At 67.0% G+C, this 24,379-nt stretch carries 23 protein-coding genes and 3 tRNA genes; 15 read left to right on the forward strand and 11 right to left on the reverse strand.

Going from position 1 to position 24,379, the window contains the following annotated elements; all coding sequences use genetic code 11:
* Window positions 1-24: 24 nt before the first annotated feature.
* A complete protein-coding gene (locus C8K36_RS04285) occupies window positions 25-1,227 on the reverse strand; it encodes an MFS transporter (protein WP_181319356.1) in 1,203 nt (400 codons plus the stop codon).
* A gap of 127 nt (window positions 1,228-1,354) precedes the next feature.
* On the opposite strand from C8K36_RS04285, the gene C8K36_RS04290 reads away from it, so the two are divergent.
* From C8K36_RS04290 to C8K36_RS04310, 5 genes are all read left to right on the forward strand, one after another.
* Window positions 1,355-2,128 (forward strand): fumarylacetoacetate hydrolase family protein, encoded by a 774-nt coding sequence (locus tag C8K36_RS04290; RefSeq protein WP_107983142.1) that lies wholly within the window; start codon window positions 1,355-1,357, stop codon window positions 2,126-2,128.
* A 100-nt stretch (window positions 2,129-2,228) separates the two neighbouring features.
* Window positions 2,229-3,704 (forward strand): glutamate--tRNA ligase, encoded by a 1,476-nt coding sequence (gene gltX, locus C8K36_RS04295; RefSeq protein WP_107983143.1) that lies wholly within the window; start codon window positions 2,229-2,231, stop codon window positions 3,702-3,704.
* 138 nt (window positions 3,705-3,842) lie between these two features.
* A tRNA-Gln gene (locus C8K36_RS04300) sits at window positions 3,843-3,914 on the forward strand.
* Window positions 3,915-4,060: 146 nt separating this feature from the next.
* Window positions 4,061-4,136: transfer RNA gene (locus C8K36_RS04305), tRNA-Glu, on the forward strand.
* Between the two features lie 90 nt (window positions 4,137-4,226).
* A tRNA-Glu gene (locus tag C8K36_RS04310) sits at window positions 4,227-4,299 on the forward strand.
* 75 nt (window positions 4,300-4,374) lie between these two features.
* Here C8K36_RS04310 and C8K36_RS24665 read toward each other — a convergent pair.
* From C8K36_RS24665 to C8K36_RS04320, 3 genes are all read right to left on the reverse strand, one after another.
* On the reverse strand, window positions 4,375-4,542 hold the full coding sequence (locus C8K36_RS24665) for a DUF5302 domain-containing protein (protein ID WP_181319357.1): 168 nt from the start codon (window positions 4,540-4,542) through the stop codon (window positions 4,375-4,377).
* A gap of 99 nt (window positions 4,543-4,641) precedes the next feature.
* The gene (locus tag C8K36_RS04315; RefSeq protein ID WP_107983144.1) at window positions 4,642-5,139 is read right to left on the reverse strand and encodes a pyridoxamine 5'-phosphate oxidase family protein; all 498 of its coding nucleotides are present in this window, start codon (window positions 5,137-5,139) and stop codon (window positions 4,642-4,644) included.
* 90 nt (window positions 5,140-5,229) lie between these two features.
* A complete protein-coding gene (locus C8K36_RS04320) occupies window positions 5,230-5,931 on the reverse strand; it encodes an IclR family transcriptional regulator (protein ID WP_107983145.1) in 702 nt (233 codons plus the stop codon).
* Window positions 5,932-6,049: 118 nt separating this feature from the next.
* On the opposite strand from C8K36_RS04320, the gene leuC reads away from it, so the two are divergent.
* From leuC to C8K36_RS04335, 3 genes are all read left to right on the forward strand, one after another.
* A complete protein-coding gene (leuC, locus tag C8K36_RS04325) occupies window positions 6,050-7,483 on the forward strand; it encodes a 3-isopropylmalate dehydratase large subunit (RefSeq protein WP_107983146.1) in 1,434 nt (477 codons plus the stop codon).
* Between the two features lie 26 nt (window positions 7,484-7,509).
* Complete coding sequence (gene leuD / locus C8K36_RS04330; protein WP_107983147.1) at window positions 7,510-8,121, forward strand: 3-isopropylmalate dehydratase small subunit; 612 nt, start codon at window positions 7,510-7,512, stop codon at window positions 8,119-8,121.
* Between the two features lie 156 nt (window positions 8,122-8,277).
* Window positions 8,278-9,027 (forward strand): HU family DNA-binding protein, encoded by a 750-nt coding sequence (locus C8K36_RS04335; protein ID WP_107983148.1) that lies wholly within the window; start codon window positions 8,278-8,280, stop codon window positions 9,025-9,027.
* Window positions 9,028-9,119: 92 nt separating this feature from the next.
* Here the strand turns inward: C8K36_RS04335 and C8K36_RS04340 are convergent, their stop codons facing one another.
* From C8K36_RS04340 to cofC, 3 genes are all read right to left on the reverse strand, one after another.
* Window positions 9,120-10,052: an NUDIX hydrolase gene (locus tag C8K36_RS04340; protein WP_107983149.1), complete on the reverse strand. Its 933-nt coding sequence runs from the start codon at window positions 10,050-10,052 to the stop codon at window positions 9,120-9,122.
* Between the two features lie 62 nt (window positions 10,053-10,114).
* The gene (locus C8K36_RS04345; RefSeq protein ID WP_420910854.1) at window positions 10,115-12,271 is read right to left on the reverse strand and encodes an RNA degradosome polyphosphate kinase; all 2,157 of its coding nucleotides are present in this window, start codon (window positions 12,269-12,271) and stop codon (window positions 10,115-10,117) included.
* A 123-nt stretch (window positions 12,272-12,394) separates the two neighbouring features.
* A complete protein-coding gene (cofC, locus tag C8K36_RS04350; RefSeq protein ID WP_107983151.1) occupies window positions 12,395-13,120 on the reverse strand; it encodes a 2-phospho-L-lactate guanylyltransferase in 726 nt (241 codons plus the stop codon).
* Window positions 13,121-13,274: 154 nt separating this feature from the next.
* Between cofC and C8K36_RS04355 the strand changes: the two genes are divergently transcribed.
* On the forward strand, window positions 13,275-14,273 hold the full coding sequence (locus C8K36_RS04355; protein WP_107983152.1) for an NAD(P)H-dependent glycerol-3-phosphate dehydrogenase: 999 nt from the start codon (window positions 13,275-13,277) through the stop codon (window positions 14,271-14,273).
* Window positions 14,274-14,344: 71 nt separating this feature from the next.
* A complete protein-coding gene (locus C8K36_RS04360; protein WP_107983153.1) occupies window positions 14,345-15,451 on the forward strand; it encodes a D-alanine--D-alanine ligase family protein in 1,107 nt (368 codons plus the stop codon).
* A 43-nt stretch (window positions 15,452-15,494) separates the two neighbouring features.
* Here the strand turns inward: C8K36_RS04360 and C8K36_RS04365 are convergent, their stop codons facing one another.
* Both C8K36_RS04365 and C8K36_RS04370 read right to left on the reverse strand, forming a co-directional pair.
* On the reverse strand, window positions 15,495-16,082 hold the full coding sequence (locus C8K36_RS04365; RefSeq protein ID WP_107983154.1) for a DUF3515 domain-containing protein: 588 nt from the start codon (window positions 16,080-16,082) through the stop codon (window positions 15,495-15,497).
* Window position 16,083: 1 nt separating this feature from the next.
* Window positions 16,084-16,332, reverse strand: a complete 249-nt coding sequence (locus C8K36_RS04370) for an Lrp/AsnC ligand binding domain-containing protein (protein ID WP_107983155.1) — start codon at window positions 16,330-16,332, stop codon at window positions 16,084-16,086.
* Window positions 16,333-16,565: 233 nt separating this feature from the next.
* On the opposite strand from C8K36_RS04370, the gene C8K36_RS04375 reads away from it, so the two are divergent.
* The 3 genes from C8K36_RS04375 to C8K36_RS04385 are packed head-to-tail and all read left to right on the forward strand — an operon-like array spanning window position 16,566 to window position 18,730.
* Window positions 16,566-17,522: a thiamine-phosphate kinase gene (locus C8K36_RS04375; RefSeq protein WP_420910839.1), complete on the forward strand. Its 957-nt coding sequence runs from the start codon at window positions 16,566-16,568 to the stop codon at window positions 17,520-17,522.
* A gap of 9 nt (window positions 17,523-17,531) precedes the next feature.
* A complete protein-coding gene (locus C8K36_RS04380; RefSeq protein ID WP_107983157.1) occupies window positions 17,532-18,053 on the forward strand; it encodes a gamma carbonic anhydrase family protein in 522 nt (173 codons plus the stop codon).
* Window positions 18,053-18,730 (forward strand): uracil-DNA glycosylase, encoded by a 678-nt coding sequence (locus C8K36_RS04385; RefSeq protein ID WP_107983158.1) that lies wholly within the window; start codon window positions 18,053-18,055, stop codon window positions 18,728-18,730. The genes C8K36_RS04380 and C8K36_RS04385 overlap by 1 nt, the downstream gene beginning before the upstream one ends.
* A gap of 60 nt (window positions 18,731-18,790) precedes the next feature.
* Here the strand turns inward: C8K36_RS04385 and C8K36_RS04390 are convergent, their stop codons facing one another.
* Both C8K36_RS04390 and rpmB read right to left on the reverse strand, forming a co-directional pair.
* Window positions 18,791-19,585: an enoyl-CoA hydratase-related protein gene (locus C8K36_RS04390; RefSeq protein WP_107983765.1), complete on the reverse strand. Its 795-nt coding sequence runs from the start codon at window positions 19,583-19,585 to the stop codon at window positions 18,791-18,793.
* A 157-nt stretch (window positions 19,586-19,742) separates the two neighbouring features.
* Window positions 19,743-19,934, reverse strand: a complete 192-nt coding sequence (gene rpmB / locus C8K36_RS04395) for a 50S ribosomal protein L28 (protein ID WP_005519049.1) — start codon at window positions 19,932-19,934, stop codon at window positions 19,743-19,745.
* Between the two features lie 316 nt (window positions 19,935-20,250).
* On the opposite strand from rpmB, the gene C8K36_RS04400 reads away from it, so the two are divergent.
* Together C8K36_RS04400 and recG are read left to right on the forward strand one after the other, a co-directional pair.
* The gene (locus tag C8K36_RS04400) at window positions 20,251-21,906 is read left to right on the forward strand and encodes a DAK2 domain-containing protein (RefSeq protein ID WP_107983159.1); all 1,656 of its coding nucleotides are present in this window, start codon (window positions 20,251-20,253) and stop codon (window positions 21,904-21,906) included.
* Window positions 21,907-21,946: 40 nt separating this feature from the next.
* Complete coding sequence (gene recG / locus C8K36_RS04405) at window positions 21,947-24,202, forward strand: ATP-dependent DNA helicase RecG (RefSeq protein WP_107983160.1); 2,256 nt, start codon at window positions 21,947-21,949, stop codon at window positions 24,200-24,202.
* The last annotated feature ends 177 nt before the right edge of the window (window positions 24,203-24,379 follow it).

A 24,379-nucleotide genomic window follows, 5' to 3' on the forward strand; every position in this document is an offset into this window, starting at 1 on the left:
AGTCGTTTGCAGGTGCTTCGGGTGTCAGCGACGTTCGGGGTGATCCGCGGGAACCAGCGGCACCGCCACCAGTGGGAACAACGCGGTGATCGCGAAGGCGACAGGGAAACTCACCGCCGCGATCAGGCCGCCGAAGAGCGGTGGCACCACCGACGCCGCCAGATACTGGCTCGTGTTCTGGGTGCCGAGTGCGCGTCCGCTCCAGTAGGGCCCGGCGATCTCGGCGACGGCGGTGAAGGCCAATCCGTTGTCTGCCACAGTGATCACCGACGCCAGGACCAGCAAGGCCACGGACACGGGGGAGTCCAGCCAGTCGGTCAGCGCCAGTGCACCCATCGAGATCGCGGCGGCGATCGCGACCCAGCGCAGTGGGCGCATGCGACTGCCCACTCGATCCGACAGTGCTCCCGCGACGATCCGACCTGCGGCTCCGAGCAATTGGGTCACGGTGATCAGAAGTCCGGCGGATGCCGCCGACCAGTTTCGATCGGTCATCAACCACAACAGCGAGAACGTCCACACGAGGTATTGCGGAACCACCAGCAGCACCGAGACTCCGTGAATCCGCCACAGCACACTCGACTTTCGGTACGGGTTGTCCAGCAGACCCGTCTGCTGCGCGGCCGTGCGGTCCGGGCGTGGTGGGTCGACGACGAACAGGCACGCGACCGCAGCGATGAACGTCACAGCGGTGGGCAGCGCCAATGCCCAACCGATGCCGTGGGATTCGGCGATGCGGGGCACCGTGAGCGCAGCCACCGCGACTCCCAGTGGGAGCGCCATCTGGCGGATTCCCATTGCCAGTCCGCGCCGATGTGCTGGGAACCAGCCGACCACCACGCGTCCGCTGGCAGCGTTCGCGCTCGATGCTGCCATCCCGCCGATCAGCAGGAACACACCCAGCATCACGAACGACGAGCTGAACGCTGCACCGGCGCTCGCCAGGGCCGTGCCGGCCATGCCCATCACCAGGACCCGGCGTTCGCCGATGCGGTCGACGACGGCGCCCCATGCCATCAGGCTGACGAGGAACCCGACAGTGGGTGCGGCCACCACGAGTCCGGCGCGGGAGAGTTCCATCCCGTGGATGTTCTGCAACGTGGGCAGCAGGAAGGCCGGCGCGTTGGAGAACACCGCGCCCGCGGCCTGCGCGAGCACACCCAGTCCCAGCATCGACCAACGCTTCGTCGAATTCACCCGAACTTCCTCGCCTGCCGTGGTGTCCATATTGCCGTCCCAATATGTGAAATGAATGTCCTAGAATGTGGATATCGCTCGAAGTGTAGACCCTTCGCCGACGGGTGCACGACGGGTACTCCGTGGCGATGTCGCGCGAGTCGATAGACTCGGCCACATGCGCCTTGGTCGAATTGCCAGTCCCGATGGAGTTGCCTTCGTGTCGATCGAGGGGGAGGGCGACGCGCAGACTGCGAAGGAGATCGCCGAACACCCCTTCGGTACACCGACTTTCACCGGGCGTAGCTGGCCCCTGGCCGACGTCCGACTGCTGGCGCCGATCCTGGCGAGCAAGGTGATCTGCGTCGGCAAGAATTACGCAGCGCACGCCGCGGAGATGGGCGGCGAGGCACCCGAGGATCCGGTCATCTTCATCAAGCCCAACACGTCGATCGTCGGTCCGGGCGCGCCGATCATGCTGCCGCCGTCGTCGAACGAGGTGCACTACGAGGGCGAACTCGCGGTCGTCATCGGGCGTCCCTGCAAGGACGTACCTGCGGCGAAGGCGCTCGACGTCGTGCTCGGGTACACCGTCGCCAACGATGTCACCGCCCGCGATCAGCAGCGTCACGACGGGCAGTGGACCCGTGCGAAGGGCTACGACACGTTCTGCCCGCTCGGTCCGTGGATCGAGACGAACCTGGACGTCTCGGACGTCGAGATCAAGACCGAGGTGGACGGCGAGGTCAAGCAGCGCAGCCGCACTTCGCTTCTGCTGCACGACATCCCGAAGGTCATCGAATGGGTGTCCGCGGTCATGACGCTACTGCCCGGCGACGTCATCCTCACCGGCACGCCCGAGGGTGTGGGCCCCATCGTCGACGGTCAGAGCGTGAGCGTCACGGTGGAGGGCATCGGCACTCTGACCAATCCGGTTGCCGCCAAGCGCTGATCGGATACCGCTCCGGAGGGGTGCGGACTAGCCTGTAAGGGTCCGTTTCCGTAGATGACCACGCCTAGCAGCGTCTAGCAGTGTCGACCCGAAGTGAGCCATGACCACCAGCGAAGTACGTGTCCGTTTCTGTCCGTCGCCCACCGGCACCCCGCATGTCGGGCTCGTCCGAACCGCCCTGTTCAACTGGGCGTTCGCACGTCACCACGGTGGCACGTTCGTGTTCCGCATCGAGGACACGGACGCCGCCCGTGACACGGAGGAGTCGTACCAGGCGATCCTGGACGCACTGCGCTGGCTGGGCCTGAACTGGGACGAGGGTCCGGAAGTGGGCGGCCCGCACGAGCCGTATCGGCAGTCGCAGCGACGCGACCTGCACCTCGACGTCGTCCGCCGTCTGCTCGAGGCCGGTGAGGCCTACGAGTCCTTCTCGACCCCGGAGGAGGTCGAGGCGCGGCACAAGGCGGCCGGACGTGACCCCAAGCTCGGCTACGACAACTTCGATCGCGACCTGACGGACGAGCAGCGTGCGGCGTACCTCGAGGAGGGGCGTAAGCCGGTCGTGCGGCTGCGGATGCCCGACCACGACCTCACGTGGAACGACCTGGTGCGTGGTGAGACGACGTTCAAGGCCGGCACGGTGCCCGACTTCGCCCTCACCCGAGGCAACGGCATCCCGCTGTACACGCTCGTGAACCCGGTCGACGACGCGTTGATGAAGATCACGCATGTTCTGCGCGGCGAGGATCTGCTGTCGTCGACTCCGCGTCAGCTGGCGTTGTACGAGGCGCTGCAGCGCGTCGGTGTCGCCGATTTCACGCCCGAGTTCGGGCACCTCCCGTTCGTGATGGGGCAGGGCAACAAGAAGCTGTCCAAGCGCGATCCCGAGTCGAACCTCTTCATCCACCGCGACCGCGGCTTCATCCCCGAGGGCCTGCTCAACTACCTGGCCCTGCTGGGTTGGAGCATCGCGGACGACCACGACGTCTTCTCGCTCGACGAGATGGTCGCAGCGTTCGACATCTCCAAGGTGAACTCGAACCCGGCCCGCTTCGACCAGAAGAAGGCCGACGCGATCAACGCCGAGCACATTCGACTGCTCGAGCCGGCCGATTTCTCTGCGCGCCTGCGCCAGTACCTGACCACGCACGGGCATCCCGTGGACGCGCTGACCGACGAACAGTTCGACGTCGCGGCCGAGTTGGTCCAGACGCGCATCGTGGTCCTCTCGGACGCGTGGGACCTCATGAAGTTCCTCTTGGTGGACGAATCCGACTTCGGGATCGACCCGGCTGCCGCGGCGAAGAATCTCGGCGCCGATTCCGCCCCCGTCCTGGACGCGACGATCGAGGCACTGGATTCGCTGTCGGAGTGGGTTACCGCGGATATCGAGGAGTCACTCAAGGCCGCGCTGATCGAGAAGATGGAACTGAAGCCGCGGAAGGCGTTCGCGCCGGTTCGTGTCGCGGTTACCGGCTCGCACATCAGCCCGCCGCTGTACGAGTCGATGGAACTGCTCGGCCGGGAGGCGACGCTCGCTCGTCTGCGCTCCGCCCGCGCTCAGGTCGGAATCTAGGCTTCCCGTCGGCGGTCAGAGGGCGTTTTCAGCCCTCTGACCAGCCGATTTGGAGAAACACTGGGGGGCTTTGATATTGTTCTCCTCGTTCGAAAGGCGAGCCCCCGGCCGCAAGGTCAGGCAAGCCTGGAAGATCATTGGGGTATGGTGTAATTGGCAACACAGCGGTTTCTGGTACCGCCATTCTAGGTTCGAGTCCTGGTACCCCAGCGGAGAGTTCAAGTGGTTTCACTCTGAACTCCGGTCAGCTCAGCTGATCGAGTTTCCGTCGAAGATCTGATCCGCGAGGGTTCGATCGGAATCGGAAGCGTTCCATCGTGTCGCGAGCATGCGGCGGCACACCTTGAAAATGTTCTGGCCCCGTCGTCTAGCGGCCTAGGACGCCGCCCTCTCAAGGCGGTAGCGCGGGTTCGAATCCCGTCGGGGCTACCAAGGAAGCGTCCTCTAATCCTGGATCAGGGGGATTTTCTCTTGGTGAGAGCATGTTTCCGGGCGCACAGTGTGCACAACAAAGAAGATCCTGGCCCCGTCGTCTAGCGGCCTAGGACGCCGCCCTCTCAAGGCGGTAGCGCGGGTTCGAATCCCGTCGGGGCTACAAAGCAAGACCCTCCGATCATCGATCGGAGGGTCTTTTCGCTTTCCGGGTTCCGCAGGAGGCCTGCGCTGAGCCTCAGCCGCTCTTGCGGCGGAACTCACGCTTGTGATCGGCGCTGCTGTGCGCATCGTGGACCTTCGACTGCCCGTCCAGATGCGCGGTCGCACCCGACTGTCGGTGATTCTTGCGGTCGAGCGCCTCGCGGAACTTTCGCTTGATGTCTTTGTCGGCGGAATCGCTCACGTCGTCCTCCTCCCTGCCTCGGTGGTGGGTCGTCCGATTCGGAATGTACCGCCGAGACCGGGGTCACGTCGCGTCGTTTTTCCCGGCGGGGCCGGTCGTCTAGAGATATGCGGCGGTGGATCCGCCGACCGGCATGGCAGGAAGCCCCAGCTTGCGGTGATCCCATGAGCGCACCCGCTCCGGTACGACCTTGACCGCAATGCGCTTGTGCAACATCATCTCGACCGCGGGCTTGACGTCCTCGGAATAGGGCCCCGTGTACCGCTCCCAGATGCTGATTCCGACCTTGAACAGCGCCTCCGGGTCGTCCACGATCTCCCCGCGTCCTTCGATGGATACACCGCGGAGCGTGTCGTACGTATCGCCGTCCTCGATCATCATCGTGAGCCGGCTGTCGCGCCGGAGGTTGACGGACTTCTGCGACTTGGCCTTCGTCTCGAACCACAATTCGCCGTCGATCACGGCGTACCACATCGCGACGAGGTGGGGAGTGCCGGTCGCTCCGATCGTGGCTATCGTCGAGACTCGGCTTCGCTCGATGAATTCGGTGATCTCGGCGTCCGACATGGTTATCTGCCCGCGTTGGTTGGTCCCCACAGCCGTACCTCCACTCGTATGGAATTCGTTCTCACGAGCGACTGTGCCACGAATCACTTGGCAGGGAACCGAGTGGGGTCTGTTACATCCTTACAGGCGCTTGTGGAGTGCGTCCGCCGCAGCGAGGAGGTCGGCAGCCCAGCGCGCGCCGGGGCGTCGGCCCATGCGGTCGATGGGTCCGGAGACCGAGATCGCTGCCACGACGTTGCCGGCGGCATCCCGAACCGGAGCGGCGACGCTCGCGACACCTGATTCGCGTTCGGCCGCGCTCTGCGCCCAGCCGCGGCGGCGCACCTCGACGAGAACCCGCTCGCCGAAGGATGCGTCGGGGAGGATGGCGCGCTGGGTCTGGGCGTCCGCCCATGCGAGTAGGACCTTGGCACCCGATCCGGCCGTCATCGGTAGTCGCGCGCCGACGAGCACGGTGTCGCGCAGGCCCGTCGGGGGTTCCATCGATGCGATGCACACGCGATGGGTGCCCTCGCGTCGGTACAGCTGCACGCTCTCGCCGGTGATCTCGCGCAGTCGCGGAAGGACCAGCGCTGCGGCGTCGACGAGGGTGTCGCTCGCGCTCGCGGCCAGCTCGCCGAGCCCGGGCCCGGTGCACCACAGGCCATCGGCGTCGCGGGTGAGGAGTCGGTGCACCTCGAGTCCCACGGCGAGGCGATGTGCGGTGGCGCGGGGGAGTCCGGTCCGGTTGCAGAGTTCGGTGAGGCTGCAGGGCTGTTCGGCGACCGCATGGAGGACGCCCATTGCTTTGTCGAGTACCCCGATGCCGCTATGCTGTCTCATAGATCGAAACTCCCTTCTCGCATATTGGGATCATAGCCGATTGCGTGACTGGTGGTTCGACACGGCACGCGACACGGGGCAGCCCAGGAACCCGTTGGCGCGACATTCCGATACAGAGGTGGAGAAGATGGCTGACAGAGGACGCACTCTGGCCGAGAAGGTGTGGGACGACCACGTTGTCGTGCGCGGTGAAGGAGAGGGATCGGCGCGCCAGCCGGATCTCATCTACATCGACCTGCACCTCGTTCACGAGGTCACCAGCCCGCAGGCCTTCGACGGTCTTCGGCTCGCCGGTCGCAAACTGCGTCGCCCGGACCTGACGATCGCGACCGAGGACCACAACGTCCCCACGGTCGACATCGACAAGCCGATCGCAGACCCGGTCTCGCGCACCCAGGTCGATACCTTGCGGAAGAACTGCGAGGAATTCGGAGTTCGCCTGCATCCCATGGGTGATCTCGATCAGGGCATCGTGCACGTCGTCGGCCCACAACTGGGACTGACCCAGCCGGGCACGACCGTCGTGTGTGGTGACAGCCACACGTCGACGCACGGCGCGTTCGGTGCTCTTGCAATGGGAATCGGCACCAGCGAGGTCGAGCACGTGATGGCGACGCAGACGCTGTCGTTGCGCCCGTTCAAGACCATGGCGATCACCGTCGACGGTGAACTGCCGCCGAGCGTCACGAGCAAGGACCTGATCCTCGCCGTCATTGCGAAGATCGGTACCGGTGGGGGACAGGGTTACGTCCTCGAGTACCGCGGCGAGGCGATCCGCAAACTCTCGATGGACGCCCGGATGACGATCTGCAACATGTCGATCGAGGCGGGTGCTCGCGCCGGCATGATCGCGCCGGACGAGATCACCTACGAGTTCATCAAGGGTCGCCCGCACGCTCCGCAGGGAGCCGATTGGGATGCAGCCGTTGCCGCCTGGGAACAGCTGAAGACCGATGACGACGCGGTTTTCGATGCCGAGGTGCACATCGACGCCGCGTCGTTGACGCCTTTCGTCACCTGGGGCACGAATCCCGGACAGGGTGCCCCGCTCGGTGATTCGGTTCCGAATCCTTCCGATATCGCCGACGAGAGCGAACGGTTCGCAGCGGAGAAGGCGCTGGCCTACATGGGATTGGAAGCCGGCACCCCGCTGCGCGACGTGTCGGTCGACACAGTCTTCGTCGGTTCGTGCACCAACGGCCGCATCGAGGATCTCCGTGCCGTCGCCGAGGTTCTGAAGGGGCGCAAGGTCGCGGAGGGCGTTCGGATGCTGGTCGTTCCGGGCTCGATGCGAGTGCGCGCGCAGGCGGAGGAGGAAGGTCTCGGTGAGATCTTCACCACCGCAGGCGCGGAATGGCGTCAGGCCGGATGCTCGATGTGCCTGGGCATGAACCCGGACCAGTTGGCGCCCGGTGAGCGTTCGGCATCGACCTCGAACCGCAATTTCGAAGGCCGCCAAGGCAAGGGTGGGCGTACGCACCTCGTTTCCCCGGCCGTCGCGGCCGCGACGGCGGTGCGGGGCACGCTCTCGGCACCGGCAGATCTGGCATAGGGCGCAAGGGAACTAGGAGAAAAACGATGGAAGCCTTTACCACTCATAAGGGAATCGGTGTCCCGCTGCGCCGGTCCAACGTCGACACCGATCAGATCATCCCCGCGGTGTACCTGAAGCGGGTGACCCGCAGCGGTTTCGAGGACGGTCTGTTCGCCGCGTGGCGGACTGATCCGGAGTTCATCCTCAACGTCGCACCGTACGACAAGGGCAGCGTCCTGGTGGCAGGTCCTGACTTCGGTACGGGGTCGTCTCGTGAACACGCGGTGTGGGCGTTGTCCGACTTCGGTTTCCGTGTCGTCATTGCGTCACGTTTTGCCGATATCTTCCGCGGCAACTCGGGCAAGGCCGGTCTGCTCGCCGCTCAGGTCGAGCAGAGCGACGTCGAGATGCTGTGGAAGCTGCTCGAGGAGCAGCCCGGTCTGGAACTTGTGGTCGATCTCGAAACCAAGACCGTGACCGCTGGAACGACGGTGGTGCCGTTCGAGATTGACGACTACACCCGCTGGCGACTGCTCGAGGGTCTCGACGACATCGGACTCACGTTGCGCCAGGTAGAGGCGATTTCCGAGTTCGAAAAGTCAAGGCCGTCATGGAAACCTGAGACCCTTCCCGCTCGGGTCGCGAACGACAATTGATGCAATCGGATAGCTGGTTCGGCCCCTCGATCTACCACAGATCGGGGGGCCGCGCTTGATGAGAATTGGCGTGGCACATAGACTCTTGCCGATTTCGGGTTTACCGTAGTTCATAGTCGGTCCGACGGTGGACCATTAGCTTGCGGAGGAATTTCCATGAACAAGGCAGAGCTGATCGATGTTCTGACCGAGAAGCTGGGCACGGACAGGCGCACCGCCAGCGAGGCCGTCGAGCACGTGGTCGACACGATCGTGCGTGCCGTCCACTCCGGCGAGAGCGTCACCATCACCGGCTTCGGTGTCTTCGAGCAGCGTCGTCGCGCAGCGCGCGTCGCACGCAACCCGCGTACCGGTGAGACCGTCAAGGTCAAGCCGACGTCGGTTCCGGCATTCCGTCCGGGCGCTCAGTTCAAGGCGCTCATCGCCGGTGGCCAGAAGCTTCCCAGCGCGGGTCCGGCCGTCAAGCGCGGCGCGGCAGAGCCCGTGAAGAAGGCGGCCAAGAAGACGGCGGCGAAGAAGACCGCCGCCAAGAAGACCGTGGCGAAGAAGACCGCGGCCAAGGCTCCGGCCAAGACCGTGGCCAAGAAGACCGCGGCGAAGGCTCCGGCCAAGACCGTGGCCAAGAAGACCGCGGCGAAGGCTCCGGCCAAGACCGTGGCCAAGAAGACCGCGGCCAAGGCTCCGGCCAAGACCGCAGCCAAGACTGTCGCCAAGAAGACCGCGGCGAAGGCTCCGGCCAAGACCGTGGCCAAGAAGACCGCGGCCAAGGCTCCCGCCAAGACCGCAGCCAAGACTGTCGCGAAGAAGACTGCGGCCAAGGCTCCGGCCAAGACCGCAGCCAAGAAGACCGTCGCGAAGAAGACTGCAGCAAAGAAGACTCCGGCCAAGCGCACCGCGCGCAAGTAAGTCGCCAGTAGGCGGCTTCGCCGGAATACTCCGTAACTGACAAGGCGGCCACGGGATTCAATCCCGTGGCCGCCTTGTCGTGTACCCGAGGTTCAGGCTTCGTTGCGGATGGTCGGCAACGGGCTGTCGATGTGGTCAGCCGCCACCAGTCGCCCACCCGACAGCGAGAGCGCCCATATGCTGGCCTTGCGGTTTCGAGCAGCGGGCAGAGCGATGCCGTCCCGTTCGGCCCACCAGTCCAGGAGATCGGGTATTACGCCGCCCTGGCTGCAGATGACTTGCACGCCACCCCTCGCGGCGATCTTCCGCGCGCGTGCCCGAGCGCCCGCGGGGTCGGCCGCGTACCCCTCCTCGGAGAGCAGCGATTCGATGCCGATCGGTACGCCCAGCGACTCTGCGAGCGGTTCCACGGTCTGCACGCACCGGGTTCGGTCGGCTGACGAGACCTCCGACGCTCCGAAGGCTCGGAGTTGGGCGACAAGGGCTTCGGCTTGAGCGCGGCCCTTCTCGTCGAGGGGCCTCAGGTCGTCGTCTCCCACGTACTTCTTGCGGCTCCCGGCCTTCGCGTGGCGGACCAGCAGGACTGTCGTGGTGTCGGGCGGCAGCTGTACGAACCGGCGCAAGATGGTTCGATCCATGGGATACGACAGCTGATCGGGTACTTCGTCCGGAGGCAGCCAGCGCAACTCGTCCACCTCGTCGTTCGGTGTGAATTGGCCCGATACCGCCTCAGCGGCCCAGTATTCGACGCGTTTGAGTTTGCGATGCCCCGGTATCGGATATGTCACACGTGAGAGGTGTCGCCCTAATTGCGCCGTAATTCCGGTCTCTTCGTGGATCTCACGGACGGCGGCTGAAATCGCGGTTTCCCCGGGGTCGAGTTTCCCCTTGGGAAATGACCAGTCGTCGTACTTGGGCCGGTGAATGAGTGCGATTTCGATCTCGTACGGATTCGTCGGTGACTTGCGCCACAAAACTGCGCCGGCCGCGAAGATGTTTGCTTTGACCGGTTTATCGGGACTCAAGGCTGTGGTTCCTTCCCTCGACCGGGATCGCGATCGAATGGCGGACTGGAGCGGATTCCGCGTCAGGAGCTGGTGGATCTGCGCCGGCGCATCATTTCTTCCTGGTGCTCGCGCACCTTCTCGCCGCGGGCGGGCGCGGCCTGCCAGCTGCCGTCGGACTGGAGGACCCAGCATCGGGTCGTGGGATCCAGTGCGGACTCGAAGATCTCGTCGAGTTGGCGGGTGAGCCGCGGATCCTTGACCTGCGCCATCACCTCGACACGGCGATCGAGGTTGCGGTGCATCATGTCGGCGCTGCCGATCCAGAACTCGTTGGAACCTTGGAAGTGCATGATCCGGGAGTGTTCGAGGAACCGGCCGAGGATCGAGCGCACCTCGATGTGCTCGCTCAGGCCGGGAACCCCGGGCTTGAGTGCACAGATGCCGCGCACCACGATTCGGACCGGCACGCCGGCCTGCGAGGCCCGATACAGCGCATCGATCACCTGCTCGTCGACGAGGGCGTTGGCCTTGAGCCGGATTCCCGACTCTCGGCCCGCCTTCCGGTGCTCGATCTCGGTTTCGATGCGCTCGACGATTCCGGCGCGAACGCCGTACGGGGCCACGAGAAGGTTGCGATACTGGGACTTTCGCGAATACCCGGTGAGCGAGTTGAAGAGATCCGTCAGGTCGGCGCCGATCTCCGGTGCGGCGGTGAGCAGGCCGACATCCTCGTACAGGCGCGCCGTCTTGGGGTTGTAGTTGCCGGTTCCGATGTGGCAGTAGCGGCGGATGGTCGAACCCTCACGACGGACCACCAGGCATGTCTTGCAATGTGTTTTGAGACCGACGAGTCCGTATACGACGTGGACTCCGGCCTGTTCGAGTTTGCGCGCCCACTTGATGTTCGCCTGCTCGTCGAAGCGTGCCTTGATCTCGACGAGTGCCACGACCTGCTTGCCGGCCTCGGCCGCGTCGACGAGTGCGTTGACGATCGGGGAGTCGCCGGACGTGCGGTACAGCGTCTGCTTGATGGCCAGCACTTGTGGGTCGGCGGCGGCCTGTTCGATGAACCGTTGCACGCTCGTGGAGAACGAATCGTACGGGTGCTGAACGAGAACGTCGCCGTCACGCAGGGTCGCGAAGACACTCTTGGGTGTCTCTCGCTCACCGAACGCGGGGTGCGTGGCCGGAACGAACGGGGCGTCCTTCAGGTTGGGGCGATCGACGCCGTAGACCTGCCATAGCGACGAAAGATCAAGAAGCCCAGGAACTTGGATCACATCGCCGGGGTCGACGTCGAGTTCGCGGAGCAGCAGTTCGAGCATGTGGTCCGTCATGTCGTCCGCCACCTCGAGGCGAACCGGGGAACCGAACCGACGGCGCGCCAGCTCACGTTCGAGCGCCTGGAGCAGATCCTCGTCGCGATCCTCCTCGACCTCGAAATCCGCGTTGCGCGTTATACGGAACGCGTGGTGCTCCACCACTTCCATGCCAGGGAACAGCACGTCGAGGTGGGCGGCGATGAGGTCCTCGGTCGGCAGGAACGCCGCGATCGCGCTCGGGTTGTCGGTGCGCGTCACCCGCACGAACCGGTCGACGTTGTCCGGCACCTTGACGCGCGCGAAGTGCTCGCCGCCGGTCGCCCTGTCCTTCACTGTGACCGCGAGGTTGAGACTGAGACCGCTGATGTAGGGGAACGGATGCGCCGGATCGACGGCCAGGGGCGTCAGGACCGGGAAGACCTGCTCGTGGAAGTGAGCAGACAGCCGGCGCCGTTCCTCGGCATCGAGATCTGCCCAGCCGATGATCGAGATGCCCTCCTCGGCAAGGGCGGGGCGAACGGAGTCGAGGAACACCCGCGCGTGCTTGTAGGAGATCTCCTGCGTGCGGGATCCGATCAACGCCAACTGCTCACGGGGCGAGAGGCCGTCCGCCGAACGCACCGAAAGGCCGGTTTCGTCCCGCCTCTTCAGTCCGGCGACTCGCACCATGTAGAACTCGTCGAGGTTGGACGCGAAGATCGCGAGGAACTTGGCGCGTTCGAGCAGGGGCAGCGAGGTGTCCTCGGCGAGGGCGAGGACACGAGAGTTGAAGTCGAGCCAGCTCAGTTCGCGGTTGAGGTAGCGCGCCGCGGGGAGTCCGCCGTCGGGAGCCCCGGTGGGCGTGGCCGCCGGGGGCGCGGTGGGGATGATGGCCGAGCGGCCGCTTCCGATGTCCGGTCGCGTCCGGTCGGGGATGGAGCCGTCCTCCGCGGTGCGGTCGGAGTCGGTGCTTCGCTCGAGTGCTCTCCCGTTGCTCACTCCACGATCATCCCTCGAGTTTCACAGGCAGGACAATCGATCACGCGTAGTTCACATGCATCAGGCCTGCCGGACACCCGGCGTGCATCCGAGGCGATCGAAAACGACCTGTGTCGCCGGCCCGAGGCCCAGTCGCGCCGCCGCCACCAGATCGTCGAGGGTGTCGACGTCCTGGCGCAGACCCGGCCACGGGCCGTCGAGGACGTGGGCGCCGGACGCGATGTGGGCTCGGGCGGAGCCGGTTCCGAATCTCGGGTCGAGTCGGGCGCCGGGGCCGCATGCGAAGAGGGCCGAGGTGCCGGTGCCGGTGTGGTCCACGACGATCGCGCGCCCGGCTGCGCGGGACTGGGCGAGCGCGTCGAGCAGTTCGCCGGTCCGGAGCGCAGGGAGGTCCGCCTGGAGGGCCACGACGTCGGTGAGGTCGGGGGCTGTTTCGAGCGTCCGTTCCGTGGCTGCGAGGGCCGCGTTGAGGCCGGATTCGCCGCCGGTGCGGCGGACCGGGTCCGGTCGATGATGAACCCCGCACTCAGCGGCGATCGCCGCGACGATCGGGTCGGGCGTGACGACGGTGATGTCGGTGATCGGAGCGGTCTCGATCGTGTCACGCGCCCCCACGAGGACCGACAGCGTGTCGCGCAGCATCGCCACCACGAGGTCGGTCCGGTCGGCGGCCGACAACGCTTCGGCGAGGCGGGTCTTCGCTCGACTCAGGTCCTTGACGGCAACGATGACATGGGTGTGGACATGGGTATGTGCCGCACGTTCCTGTCGGTTCACACCCCTCATGCGGCCAATCTTGCCAGCCGCGCCGACGGTGCAGCGCGACCGGCGACCGGTTGGTGTGGGGGATATCGTGTTCGCAGGTAGTGAGCGGGCAGGTCGGCAGCGGAACGGTGTGGGCAGTGAACAACTCGGGTGAGCGCGGAGTGGAGGGGGCGGCGTGAGCAAGGCGGCGGTTCTGGGGGCGGGATCGTGGGGGACGGCGTTCGCGAAAGTGCTTGCCGACGCGGGAACCGACGTGACGTTGTGGGCTCGGCGGACCGAGATCGCCGACGCCGTCGTCTCCCGGCACGAGAACCCGGACTACCTGCCCGGGATTGCGCTACCGCCGACGCTGTCGGCGACCGCCGATCATGAGGAGGCTCTCGCCGGGGCGGACATCGTCGTCCTCGCCGTGCCGTCCCAGTCGCTGCGCGGCAATCTCCAGCAGTGGACGGGGGCGATCGGTCCGGACGCGACACTGCTCAGTCTTGCGAAGGGCATCGAGTCCGTGACCCTGCTCCGGATGAGTGAGGTGATCTCGCAGGTGGCGGCGGTGGACCTCTCGCGTGTCGCGGTCCTGTCCGGGCCCAACCTCGCGCGCGAGATCGCACTCGGTCAGCCGGCTGCGACGGTCGTCGCATGCACCGACGAGGCTCGCGCCCTCGCTGTTCAGAAGGCTTGTGCAACAAGTTATTTCCGCCCGTACACCAATACGGATGTGATCGGCTGCGAGGTCGGCGGCGCCTGCAAGAACGTGATTGCGCTGGCGTGCGGAATGGCGTCCGGGATCGGCCTGGGGGAGAACACGATCGCGAGCCTGATCACGCGGGGCCTCGCGGAGATCATCAGACTCGGCGTCGCTCTGGGCGCCAATGCTGCGACACTCGCCGGGCTGGCCGGCGTCGGCGACCTGGTGGCGACCTGCACCTCGCCGCTCTCGCGGAACCGTTCGTTCGGTGAGCGACTCGGCCTCGGTGGTTCGCTCGAGAGCGCGCAGGCTGCGACCAACGGCCAGATCGCGGAGGGGGTCAAGTCCTGCACGTCGGTGAGGGCGCTTGCCGCTGCGAACGGTGTCGAGGTGCCGCTCGCTGACGCCGTGCACCGGGTGTGTCACGAGGGCATGTCCGTTCACGATGCGGTCGGCATGTTGCTGGGTCGTCGCATCAAGCCGGAGTAGTCGCAGGCCGATCGAATCGAGCTGTTCGGTCGGTTCGTAGGAAGGGTGCGCGCAACGGTACGGTTTGGGGCGTGAACAATCCGCGTACCAGGGTCGCCGTCGTCTTCGGTGGCCGCAGTAACGAACATTCGGTGTCCTGTGTCTCCGCCGGCAGCGTCCTGAGGAACCTCGACCCGGATCGCTACGAGGTGGTACCGATCGGCATCACGACCGATGGTGCGTGGGTGCTCGGTTCGACCGATCCCGCCGATCTCGCGATCCGCGACCGGTCCATGCCGACCGTCGACGCGAACGGCAAGGCGCTCGCCCTGACCGCCGATCCCACACGCGCGGGTGCTCTCGTGTCCCTCGACGACACGCAGGCCGGTCAGGTGCTCGCGTCGGTCGACGTCGTCTTCCCGGTCTTGCACGGCGCGTACGGCGAGGACGGAACCGTCCAGGGTCTGCTCGAGCTCGCGGGGATTCCGTACGTCGGTCCCGGTGTGCTCGCCAGCGCTGCCGGCATGGACAAGGAGTTCACCAAGAAGCTTCTCGCGGCCGAGGGTCTGCCCGTCGGCTTCCAGGTGGTGCTGCGCCCCGGGACGTCCACCGTCACCGAGGAGCAGAAGAAGCAGCTCGGGCTCCCGGTGTTCGTGAAGCCGGCCCGCGGAGGCTCGTCCATCGGGATCACTCGTGTCGCGGACTGGTCGCAGTTCGACTCAGCGGTCGCCGAGGCGCGCAGGCACGACCCCAAGGTCATCGTCGAGTCCGGCATCGTCGGGCGCGAGGTGGAGTGCGGTGTCCTCGAGTTCCCCGACGGCGACGTGCGCGCCAGTGTCGTCGCCGAGATCCGCATGCCCGACACCGGCGGTGACGAGTCCGCGTTCTACGACTTCGACACCAAGTACCTCGACGACATCTGCGAATTCGACGTCCCGGCCAAGCTCGACGACGACGTCAGTGAGCAGATCCGCGCACTCGCGGTGAAGGCCTTCCGTGCGCTCGACTGCCAGGGCCTGGCCCGGGTCGACTTCTTCGTCACCGAGGACGGCCCGGTGATCAACGAGATCAACACGATGCCCGGCTTCACGTCGATCTCGATGTACCCGCGCATGTGGCAGGCGGCCGGCGTCGAGTACGCCACGCTGGTGTCGACTCTCGTCGACACCGCAGTCGCGCGCGGGACGGGGCTGCGCTGAGCTGAGCTGATCCCAGCGTCCGGCACCCGGCCCGCGCGGCGCGCTACGGGTTGGGTACCGGCGCGGGGTCGAGCGGCTTCTGCGGCAGCGACTGCGCGACTGCGGCCGAGCCGTCCTGCAGCGGGGTCGGGCCCGACCCGTTGGGCACGGTCAGCGCGACGTATACCCCGCGGTCGACCGCGTACCACGTACTGGCCTCGATACCCTGCGGGGCGCCCGAGATTTCGAACCATTGGACGCCGTCGACCACGCTGAGCGGCGATGCCTGGTTGAACTCGGGGGGACGAGGCAGGCCGCACCGCATCACGACGGGCTCGCCCTCGGTGGGCTGCCACGCGGCGGTGGCCTCAGGCGCCGGGTCGCGCAGTTCGGCTCGCGTGTAGTCGCCGAGGTCTTCGGGCAGGTTGTCCATCAGCGTGGTGCATTCCGCGGACTGGGCTGCCGGCGCCTCGACGGGGCCGAGCCCGACATCTTCCTTCACGGGGGAACGCCCGGCGATCGCAGCGGCGACGATGACACCGATGACGAGCGCGACGGGAAGTGCGACGGCAGTCGCGATGAGCGCGGGGCTGCGCTTCTCCGCCGGATGCGTTTCGGTCTGCTCTGGTGTGGGGTTTTCGGGTTCGGACATCTCAGTTCTCGGTCGGTGCGGCGGGCGCCGCGATCTGGCAGGTCAGGATGCGGGTGATTCCTCGGACCTTCTTCAGGTCGTCGACGACGTCGGTCAGTCCCGACTCTGCGGGTGCCCCGACGCGGGCAATGACGTCGTACGGTCCGACCACGTCCTCGGCCGAGTCGACGCCGGCGATGCGCGAGAGCGTCGCCGCGATCGCCGCGGCCTTGCCGACCTCGGTCTGGATCAGTACGTAAGCCTGCACCACGGGTCCGTCCTTCCCGTCGTCGTACGCCGTCGCCTCGGTAGAGTCGCGGGGATCCGCGGGACGCCGGTTCCGGCGCCTCGCACCGGGATGCCCGGCCGCACACTAAAAGGTACCGCAGTCGCGGGAGTCGAATCCTCGGACCGGACGACACCGTCGGCGCACACGAGACTGGGAGGCCCACCATCGAAACCTCGCGACCACAGCACGACGACGCCGATCGCACCGTCGCCGGGATGGGCGAGTTCGCGGTGATCGGGCGGGCAGTCGAGGGCCGCACACAGCCGCCGACCACGCTGCTCGGACCGGGCGACGACGCCGCCGTCGTGCGGATGCCCGACGGCCGGGCGGCGGTGTCGGCGGACATGCTCGTCGAGCACCGGCACTTCCGCCTGGACTGGTCGACGCCCGAGGAAGTGGGCCGAAAGGCGGTGGCTCAGAACGGTGCGGACATCGCCGCGATGGGCGGGCGGCCGACGGCGTTCCTGGTCTCCCTCGGCTGCCCGCCCGACACCCCGGCGTCGGTGGCGTCGGGGATCTCGGACGGCCTGGGCAGAGCGGCGGAGGCGCTCGGGGCGGGGGTGGTCGGCGGCGATCTGGTCCAGGCCGACGAGATCGTCGTGTCGGTCACGGTCCTCGGCGACCTGGAGGGCCGGAGTCCGGTGCTGCGCTCGGGTGCGCGCGAGGGCGACGTCGTTGCCGTCGCGGGAACACTCGGACGGTCGGCGGCGGGGCTCGCGCTACTGCTCGCGGGCGGCGATCGGTCGGCGGCGGGGGTGTCCGAGCTGATCGACGCACACCGTGTCCCCACGCCTCCGTACGAGCAGGGTGTCGCGGCGGCGATCGCCGGGGCGAGTGCCATGACCGACATCTCCGACGGCCTCGTGGCCGACCTCGGGCACATCGCGGAGGCGTCGAACGTCCGGATCAGGATCGATCGGAGCCGGATCCTTCAGGATCCCGTCCTGCTCGACGCGGCCCGGTCTCTGGCACGGGATCCGTGGGAGTGGGTCCTGGCAGGCGGCGAGGACCACGCGCTCGCGGCGACGTTCCCGAAGGGGACGGATCTTCCCGAAGGCTGGTCGGTGATCGGAGACGTTGTTTCCGGCGCGGACGGTGGCGGTGGCGGGGTTCTCGTCGACGGCCGGCCGTGGGCGACGTCCGGTGGCTGGCAGAGCTTCGACGCGGGATAGGTTGCACGCATGGCTATCTACGCACTCGGTGAGCGCGAACCCGACATCGCACCGGACGCCTACGTCCACCCGGATGCCGTCGTGATCGGTGCCGTCACCCTCGGTCCGGGCGCCTCGATCTGGCCGCAGGCAGTCCTGCGCGGCGACTACGGCACCATCAGCGTCGGTGCGGGCACCAACATCCAGGACGGCACGGTGATTCACTGCACCTCGATCGATGCCACCGTCATCGGTGCGGGTTGCGTCGTGGGGCACAACGCCCACATCGAAGGCGCGCAGATAGGCGACAACTGCCTCATCGCCTCCGGTTCGATCGTGCTGAACGGCTCGGTCGTCGGAGCCGGGTCGGTGGTCGGCGCCGGCGCGGTGGTGCCCTTCAAGTTCGTGGTGCCGCCCCGCAGCATGGCGCTGGGCGTTCCGGCCAAGGTACGGGAGGGCTACGAGGTTCCCGAGGGCCACCTCGACCTCAACGTGAAGTTGTACGCCGCGAACGCCGCGTTCTACCGCGACGCGCTGCGCAGGCTCGACTGATGGCGTCCCAGGCATTGACCGACCTGATCGATCCGGGCTGGGCGAAGGCTCTCGCGCCGGTCGAGGGCCGGATTGCCGAGATGGGTGATTTCCTGCGCGCCGAGACCGCGGCTGGACGGCAGTACCTTCCGAGTGGCGAGAACGTGCTGCGCGCGTTCACGCATCCGTTCGAGGACGTGCGCGTATTGATCGTCGGGCAGGATCCTTATCCGACGCCGGGACATGCTGTGGGCCTGAGCTTTTCGGTGGCCCCCGATGTCCGTCCCGTGCCGCGGAGCCTGAAGAACATCTTCGCCGAGTACAGCACTGACCTCGAGTATCCAACGCCGTCGAACGGCGATCTGACGCCGTGGACCGAAAACGGTGTGCTGCTGCTCAACAGGGTCCTGACGGTGGCACCCGGCGACGCCGGATCACACCGGCGCAAGGGCTGGGAAGCCGTCACCGAACAGGCGATCCGCGCACTCGTGGAACGGCAGACGCCGATGGTCGCCATCTTGTGGGGCCGCGACGCGGCGACCCTGAAACCGATGCTCGGCGACATTCCGACGGTCGAGTCCGCGCACCCGTCTCCGCTGTCGGCGTCGCGTGGATTCTTCGGGTCGCGGCCGTTCAGTCGCGCCAATGCCCTGCTCGCGGAACTCGGTGCGGACCAGGTGGATTGGCGCCTGCCCTGACGCCGAACCTGCCCTGAAGGCGGGTGTCCCGTACCGCCGTCGGCGGTACGGGACATCGGCTCAGGAGTTGCGGACGGACGAGAAGTCGGGACGGCGCTTCTCGACGAAGGCGTCGACGCCCTCGCGCCCGGTGGCCCCGTCGGCCGCCGCGGAGATCGACGCGGTCTCGGCGTCCAGCTGCTCGGACAGCGTGTTGGTTCGGCTGCTCGTGAAGAGGTTCTTGATGCCGGCGTAGGACGCGCTCGGCCCGGCCGCGAGTGTCCGTGCCACCCGCAGAGCCTCGTCCTGTACCTGGTCGTCCTCCACGATTCGGCTGAGCAGGCCGAGTCGGACCGACTCCTCGCCGTTCAGGACGGCGTCGGTGAGGAGGATCTCGCGCGCTCGGGATGCGCCGACGATACGCGGAAGCGTCCAGGACATGCCGCCGTCCGGAGTGAATCCGATGGACGGGTAGGCGGGGCGCAGCTTGGTCGAGGTGCCGCCGATCGCGATGTCGGCGAGGCACACGATGCTCATGCCGGCACCCGCGGCCCAGCCGTGGACGGCCGCGACGACGGGGACGCTCGTCTCGTCCAGCGCGCGAACGAACTCGTGGAACGCGGTTGCGATCTCGCCGACGAACTCGCCGCGGTTCTCGGCCGAGGCGAAGGCCCGGACGTTGCCGCCGGCGCAGAAGTTCGCGCCGTCACCGACGAGTAGCACCGCGCCCACGTCGTTGCCGACCGCGCGGAGCGCCGCCGTCGCCGCGGTGATTCCGTCGATATCGAGAGAGGTTCCGTTGGCGGAGGTAGCCACGGCCACGCGGAGCACGCCGTCCTCGATCCGGACATTGCTGGGTGTGTCGGTTGCAGTCACGTGGAGCACAGTAGCCGCTGGACCTGTGCCGTCCGGTAGTCCGTCCCATCCACCGCGATGGTCAGGGGGAATCGTGGGCGCGCCGTGAAAACGACTGAACCCCCGACACCGGAGGGTATCGGGGGTTCAGTCGAAGACTTGTACTCTGAGGCTGAAATCAGCCGCGCACGACCTTGCCGGCCTTGAGGCAAGAGGTGCAGACGTTCAGCTTCTTGGTGTTGCCGGGGGCAACCTGAGCACGAACGGGCTGGATGTTCGGGTTCCAGCGACGGTTGGTACGCCGGTGCGAGTGCGAGACCGACTTACCGAAGCCGGGCCCCTTGGCGCATACGTCGCAGACGGCAGCCATAGTCGCGAACTCCTTGTGATAGTCAAACATTGTCTTGTTGCTGGCCTTCGAACATGCGAAGTGGAACTCCCCATGCGAGGCAACCCTGTAAGGGTAACCGCATCCGCATGGATTGGCCAAATCACCGGGACCGAGACGAATGAAGAGCGGATCGGGCCGTGTCGAAGACTGGAATGACGGTACAGGTAGTGCCCGGGCCGTGTGCGGGGGGTCCGTCGTACGGCCCCGCTAGGCTGGCTGCCTGGGACGAATCGGGACTCTCGAGAGCCGCGTCCCGCTGGTGGCGTGTTACCGACGTAGGGAGAGGACGACGCGGGTGCTCGAGGTCCTGGAGGCGGTCGACGGCTCCGCGCTGTACCGATGGGCCCGCACCTGCGTGACCGGCATCGAGAAGCGGTGCGACGAGATCAACAACCTCAACGTCTTCCCCGTCCCGGATGCGGACACCGGGACCAATCTTCTCGCGACGATGCGCGCAGCGGTCCGGGTGGCCGACCCGCTGACGATCGACGAACGAGGCTCCGACGCGTCCGCGGTCGCCAGGGCGCTCGCGCGCGGCGCGGTCACGGGTGCGCGGGGCAATTCGGGGGCGATCCTGTCCCAGGTGCTGCGGGGAATCGCCGAGACGACCCTGTCTCACAGCCTCGATGCCGACACACTGAGGTCGTCGCTGCGGCACGCCTCCGCGCTCGCACTCGAGGCGGTGAGCGTCCCGATGGAAGGGACGATCGTGACCGTGCTCGCGGCTGCCGCCGACGCGGTGGCCGCCGAGGATGTGGACGCTCCGCTGTCCCGTCTCGCGAAGTCGGCGGCGGATGCGGCGGCCGAGGCCCTGCTCCGCACACCGTCCCAGCTGGCCGTTCTCGGGGCGGCCGGTGTGGTGGATGCGGGCGGACGTGGGCTGGTCGTGATCCTCGATGCACTGGTCGAGGTCGTCTGTGGCGCAGCGCCCGAACGAGAGGCGTTCCGCACCCCGGCTGTCGAAGGGCCGGCGACGGACGCGGACCACAGGTGCGGTCCCGCTCATCTCGCGCACGAGGCCGCCGGTCAGGACTACGAGGTGATGTATCTCGTCGCGGAGTCGGACGCGGCGCGCATCGGGGACCTGCGCGGCCGACTGTGCGCGTTGGGCGACTCGGTCGTCATCGTCGGCGACGGCGAGGAAGAAGCACCCACCTGGTCGGTGCACGTGCACTGCACCGACGCCGGCGCCGCGGTGGAAGCGGGGCTGGGGGCCGGGCGCCTGCACGACGTGCGGATCACGTGCTTCGTATTGGACGCCGCGCGCACCGAAGTCCCCGGCACGTCCGAGGTGAGCCCACGAGCCGTTCTGTCGGTGGTCGAGGGGCAGGGCGCCGCGGATCTGTTCGCGCGGGAGGGTGCGCACGTCCTGCGATCCGACGGCGCCGTCACCCCCGGGCAGTTGCTCGAAGCCATTCGCGGCACCGGTCGTCGAGAGGTCGTGGTGCTGCCCAACGGGGCGCTGCCGGCGCAGGATCTGATCGCTGTCGGTGCGCGGGCCCGCGCCGACGCCCGCGACGTCGTCTTCCTTCCCAGTTCGTCGACGGTGCAGGCGCTTGCCGCAATCGCGGTGCACGACGCAGAACGGCTCGCCGTGGACGACGCGTTCGCGATGTCGGAGGCCGCCGCCGCGACCCGGTGGGGTTCGCTGCGGATCGCGGACGAGCGGGCTCTCACCTATGTGGGGACGTGCGAGCCGGGAGACGGGCTCGGGCTCGTCGGTCACGAGGTGGTCGTGATCGAGAAGGATGTCGTCGCCGCCGGATGTCGGCTCGTGGATCTGGTACTCGGTGCCGGCGGTGAGCTCGTGACCGTTCTCCTGGGTGCGCGGGCTGCCGACGGGCTGGGGGAGCGAGTGGCCGCATACATCACCTCACGCCATCCCGGCGTCGAGGTGATGGTCTACCAGGGCGGTCAGGGGCGCGATGTGTTGCAGTTCGGGGTCGAGTAGAAGGCGATGCGATGGTGAGTACGGCGACGGGAAACTCGACATGGCGACGCTGAGCGACCGGCTCGACCACCTCCTGGGTGCGAAGACCGCCGACGCTCTCGTCGACGCGTTCGACATCCGGACCGTGGAGGATCTGCTGCGGCACTACCCGCAGCGGTACGCGGCGCAGGGCCGAGAGTTGACGGAGAAGGAGCCGGAAGAGGGCTCGCACGTCACGATCATCGCGCGGGTCGTCAAGGCCGAGGTGGTGAACATGAAGAGCCGGCGCGGACAGATGCTCAAGGTGGTGCTCGCCGCCGAGTCCCAGAGCGTCGACGTCACGTTCTTCAACCCGCACAAGGTCAAGCACGCCGTGCGCGCGGGTGTCCGGGCCATGTTCTCGGGCACCGTGAAGTACTTCCGCGGCAAGTGGAGCCTGACACATCCGAGCTACCTGATCCTCCCCGAGCCCGCCGAGTCGGAGGATCCGGTCGTCTCGATGGCGCACGTCCAGGGCGCGGGCGCGCTTGCCGGCATGGCGCGAGCCACGCAGGATTCCGAGTCCGGCGTGGACATGTCGATCTTCGACCGCGAATTGATCCCGTTGTATCCGGCGACGCGGGAGGTGGAGAGCTGGACGATTCTCCGTTGTGTGCGCCAGGTTCTCGATCAACTCGACGTCGTCGAGGATCCGCTCCCGGGTGAGGTCCGCGACGAGCACGGCCTGATCGGACTCGACGAGGCACTGCGCACGGTGCATCTGCCCGACACCCGCGACGACATCGGCCGCGCCCAGGAGCGCCTCCGATTCGACGAGGCTACGGCGCTGCAACTGGTGCTCGCGCAGCGCCGGCGAGACGTCGCGGTGCGCGTCGCCCCGCAGTGCCCGCCGGCGCCGGACGGGATGGCCGCCGAGTTCGACGGGATGTTGCCGTTCGAACTCACGGACGGACAGAAGGAGGTGGCCGAGGAGATTTCCCACGATCTCTCCCGGCCCCATCCGATGAACCGTCTGCTTCAGGGCGAGGTGGGTTCGGGCAAGACGATCGTGGCGTTGCGGGCGATGCTCCAGGCCGTCGACGCCGGGTATCAGTGTGCCCTTCTCGCGCCCACCGAAGTGCTTGCGTCGCAGCATGCCCGGTCACTGCGGGAGATGCTGGGACCACTCGGGGCGGCGGGAGAGCTGGGTGCCGCCGACGTGGCGACCAAGGTGACGTTGTTGACGGGTTCGATGTCGACAGCTGCCCGGCGGACGGCGCTGCTCGACATCGTGACCGGAGACTCCGGCATCGTCATCGGCACCCACGCGCTCATCCAGGATCGGGTCGAGTTCTTCAACCTCGGATTCGTTGTGGTCGACGAGCAGCATCGGTTCGGCGTCGAGCAGCGTGACCAGTTGCGTTCCCGGGCCCGCGACGGGCTCAGCCCGCACCTGCTCGTCATGACCGCCACGCCGATTCCGCGCACCATCGCCATGACGGTGCTCGGCGACCTCGAGACATCGACGCTGCGCGAGTTGCCGCAGGGCCGCGCGCCGATCGTGAGCAAGGTGGTCGCCGCCCGGAAGACCCCGCAGTGGGTCGCACGTGCGTGGGAGCGGATCCGTGAAGAGGTAGCTGCGGGACGGCAGGCGTACATCGTGTGTTCGCGGATCGGGGACGGCGACAGCGATGCCGACCTGATCAAGGCAGGCAAGGAGCCGCCGGAGACCAAGTCTGCAGTCGACCTGTTCGACGAGATGCGGTCGGGTCCGATGCACGATCTGCGGCTCGGGCTGCTGCACGGCCGGTTGCCGTCGGACGAGAAGGACGCGGTGATGCGCGACTTCACAGCCGGCGACATCGACGTGGTCGTGTGTACCACTGTGGTCGAGGTCGGCGTGAACGTTCCGAACGCCACCGTCATGGTGCTGGTGGACGCGGATCGATTCGGCGTGAGCCAGCTCCATCAGCTACGCGGCCGGGTGGGTCGTGGCAGCCACCAGGGGCTGTGCATCCTCATCACCGACATGATGCCGGGGTCGACGGCGTTCGAGCGGCTCACAGCGGTCGCGGGGACCAACGACGGCTTCGAACTCGCGCAGCTCGATCTGCGGCAGAGACGCGAGGGCGACGTCCTCGGCTCGGCGCAGTCCGGAAGTACGACGACCCTTCGATTGCTGTCGCTGCTCGAGCACGAGGACGTGATTGCGGCGGCGCAGTCGTTCGCGCGCGGGGTGATCGAGGACGATCCGGACCTGTCCGGGCACCCGGGTCTCGCGGCGATGGTCGCGTCCGCTCTGGATTCCGAGCGCATCGAGTTTCTCGAGAAGTCCTGAGGGCTCGATCGGCGTCCGCACATGCCCAGCGGAACCGGGCCAGGGTCGGCCCCGGGGCTGTACTGGGGCTTCTTCCCTTGTTTGCAAACTTGCCAATTTCGCACGTCAGCGCCCTGATTTGTGAAGTTTGCGAAGTGTCCGCATCGTGGGAGGGGTACTACCGCAAAGTGGCGCGCG

The organism is Rhodococcus sp. OK519, assembly GCF_003051005.1.
In the GTDB taxonomy this organism is placed as follows: domain Bacteria; phylum Actinomycetota; class Actinomycetes; order Mycobacteriales; family Mycobacteriaceae; genus Prescottella.

Bases quoted from the DNA above. Each gene is read 5' to 3' on its own strand.
- C8K36_RS04335 (WP_107983148.1), top strand. From the start codon at position 8,278: ATGAACAAGGCAGAGCTGATCGATGTTCTGACCGAGAAGCTGGGCACG.
- recG (WP_107983160.1), top strand. From the start codon at position 21,947: ATGGCGACGCTGAGCGACCGGCTCGACCACCTCCTGGGTGCGAAGACC.
- cofC (WP_107983151.1), bottom strand. From the start codon at position 13,120: ATGAGGGGTGTGAACCGACAGGAACGTGCGGCACATACCCATGTCCAC.
- rpmB (WP_005519049.1), bottom strand. From the start codon at position 19,934: ATGGCTGCCGTCTGCGACGTATGCGCCAAGGGGCCCGGCTTCGGTAAG.
- C8K36_RS04285 (WP_181319356.1), bottom strand. From the start codon at position 1,227: ATGGACACCACGGCAGGCGAGGAAGTTCGGGTGAATTCGACGAAGCGT.
- C8K36_RS04385 (WP_107983158.1), top strand. From the start codon at position 18,053: ATGGCGTCCCAGGCATTGACCGACCTGATCGATCCGGGCTGGGCGAAG.
- C8K36_RS04320 (WP_107983145.1), bottom strand. From the start codon at position 5,931: ATGAGACAGCATAGCGGCATCGGGGTACTCGACAAAGCAATGGGCGTC.
- C8K36_RS04375 (WP_420910839.1), top strand. From the start codon at position 16,566: ATGGGCGAGTTCGCGGTGATCGGGCGGGCAGTCGAGGGCCGCACACAG.
- C8K36_RS04380 (WP_107983157.1), top strand. From the start codon at position 17,532: ATGGCTATCTACGCACTCGGTGAGCGCGAACCCGACATCGCACCGGAC.
- C8K36_RS04365 (WP_107983154.1), bottom strand. From the start codon at position 16,082: ATGTCCGAACCCGAAAACCCCACACCAGAGCAGACCGAAACGCATCCG.
- leuD (WP_107983147.1), top strand. From the start codon at position 7,510: ATGGAAGCCTTTACCACTCATAAGGGAATCGGTGTCCCGCTGCGCCGG.
- gltX (WP_107983143.1), top strand. From the start codon at position 2,229: ATGACCACCAGCGAAGTACGTGTCCGTTTCTGTCCGTCGCCCACCGGC.
- C8K36_RS04290 (WP_107983142.1), top strand. From the start codon at position 1,355: ATGCGCCTTGGTCGAATTGCCAGTCCCGATGGAGTTGCCTTCGTGTCG.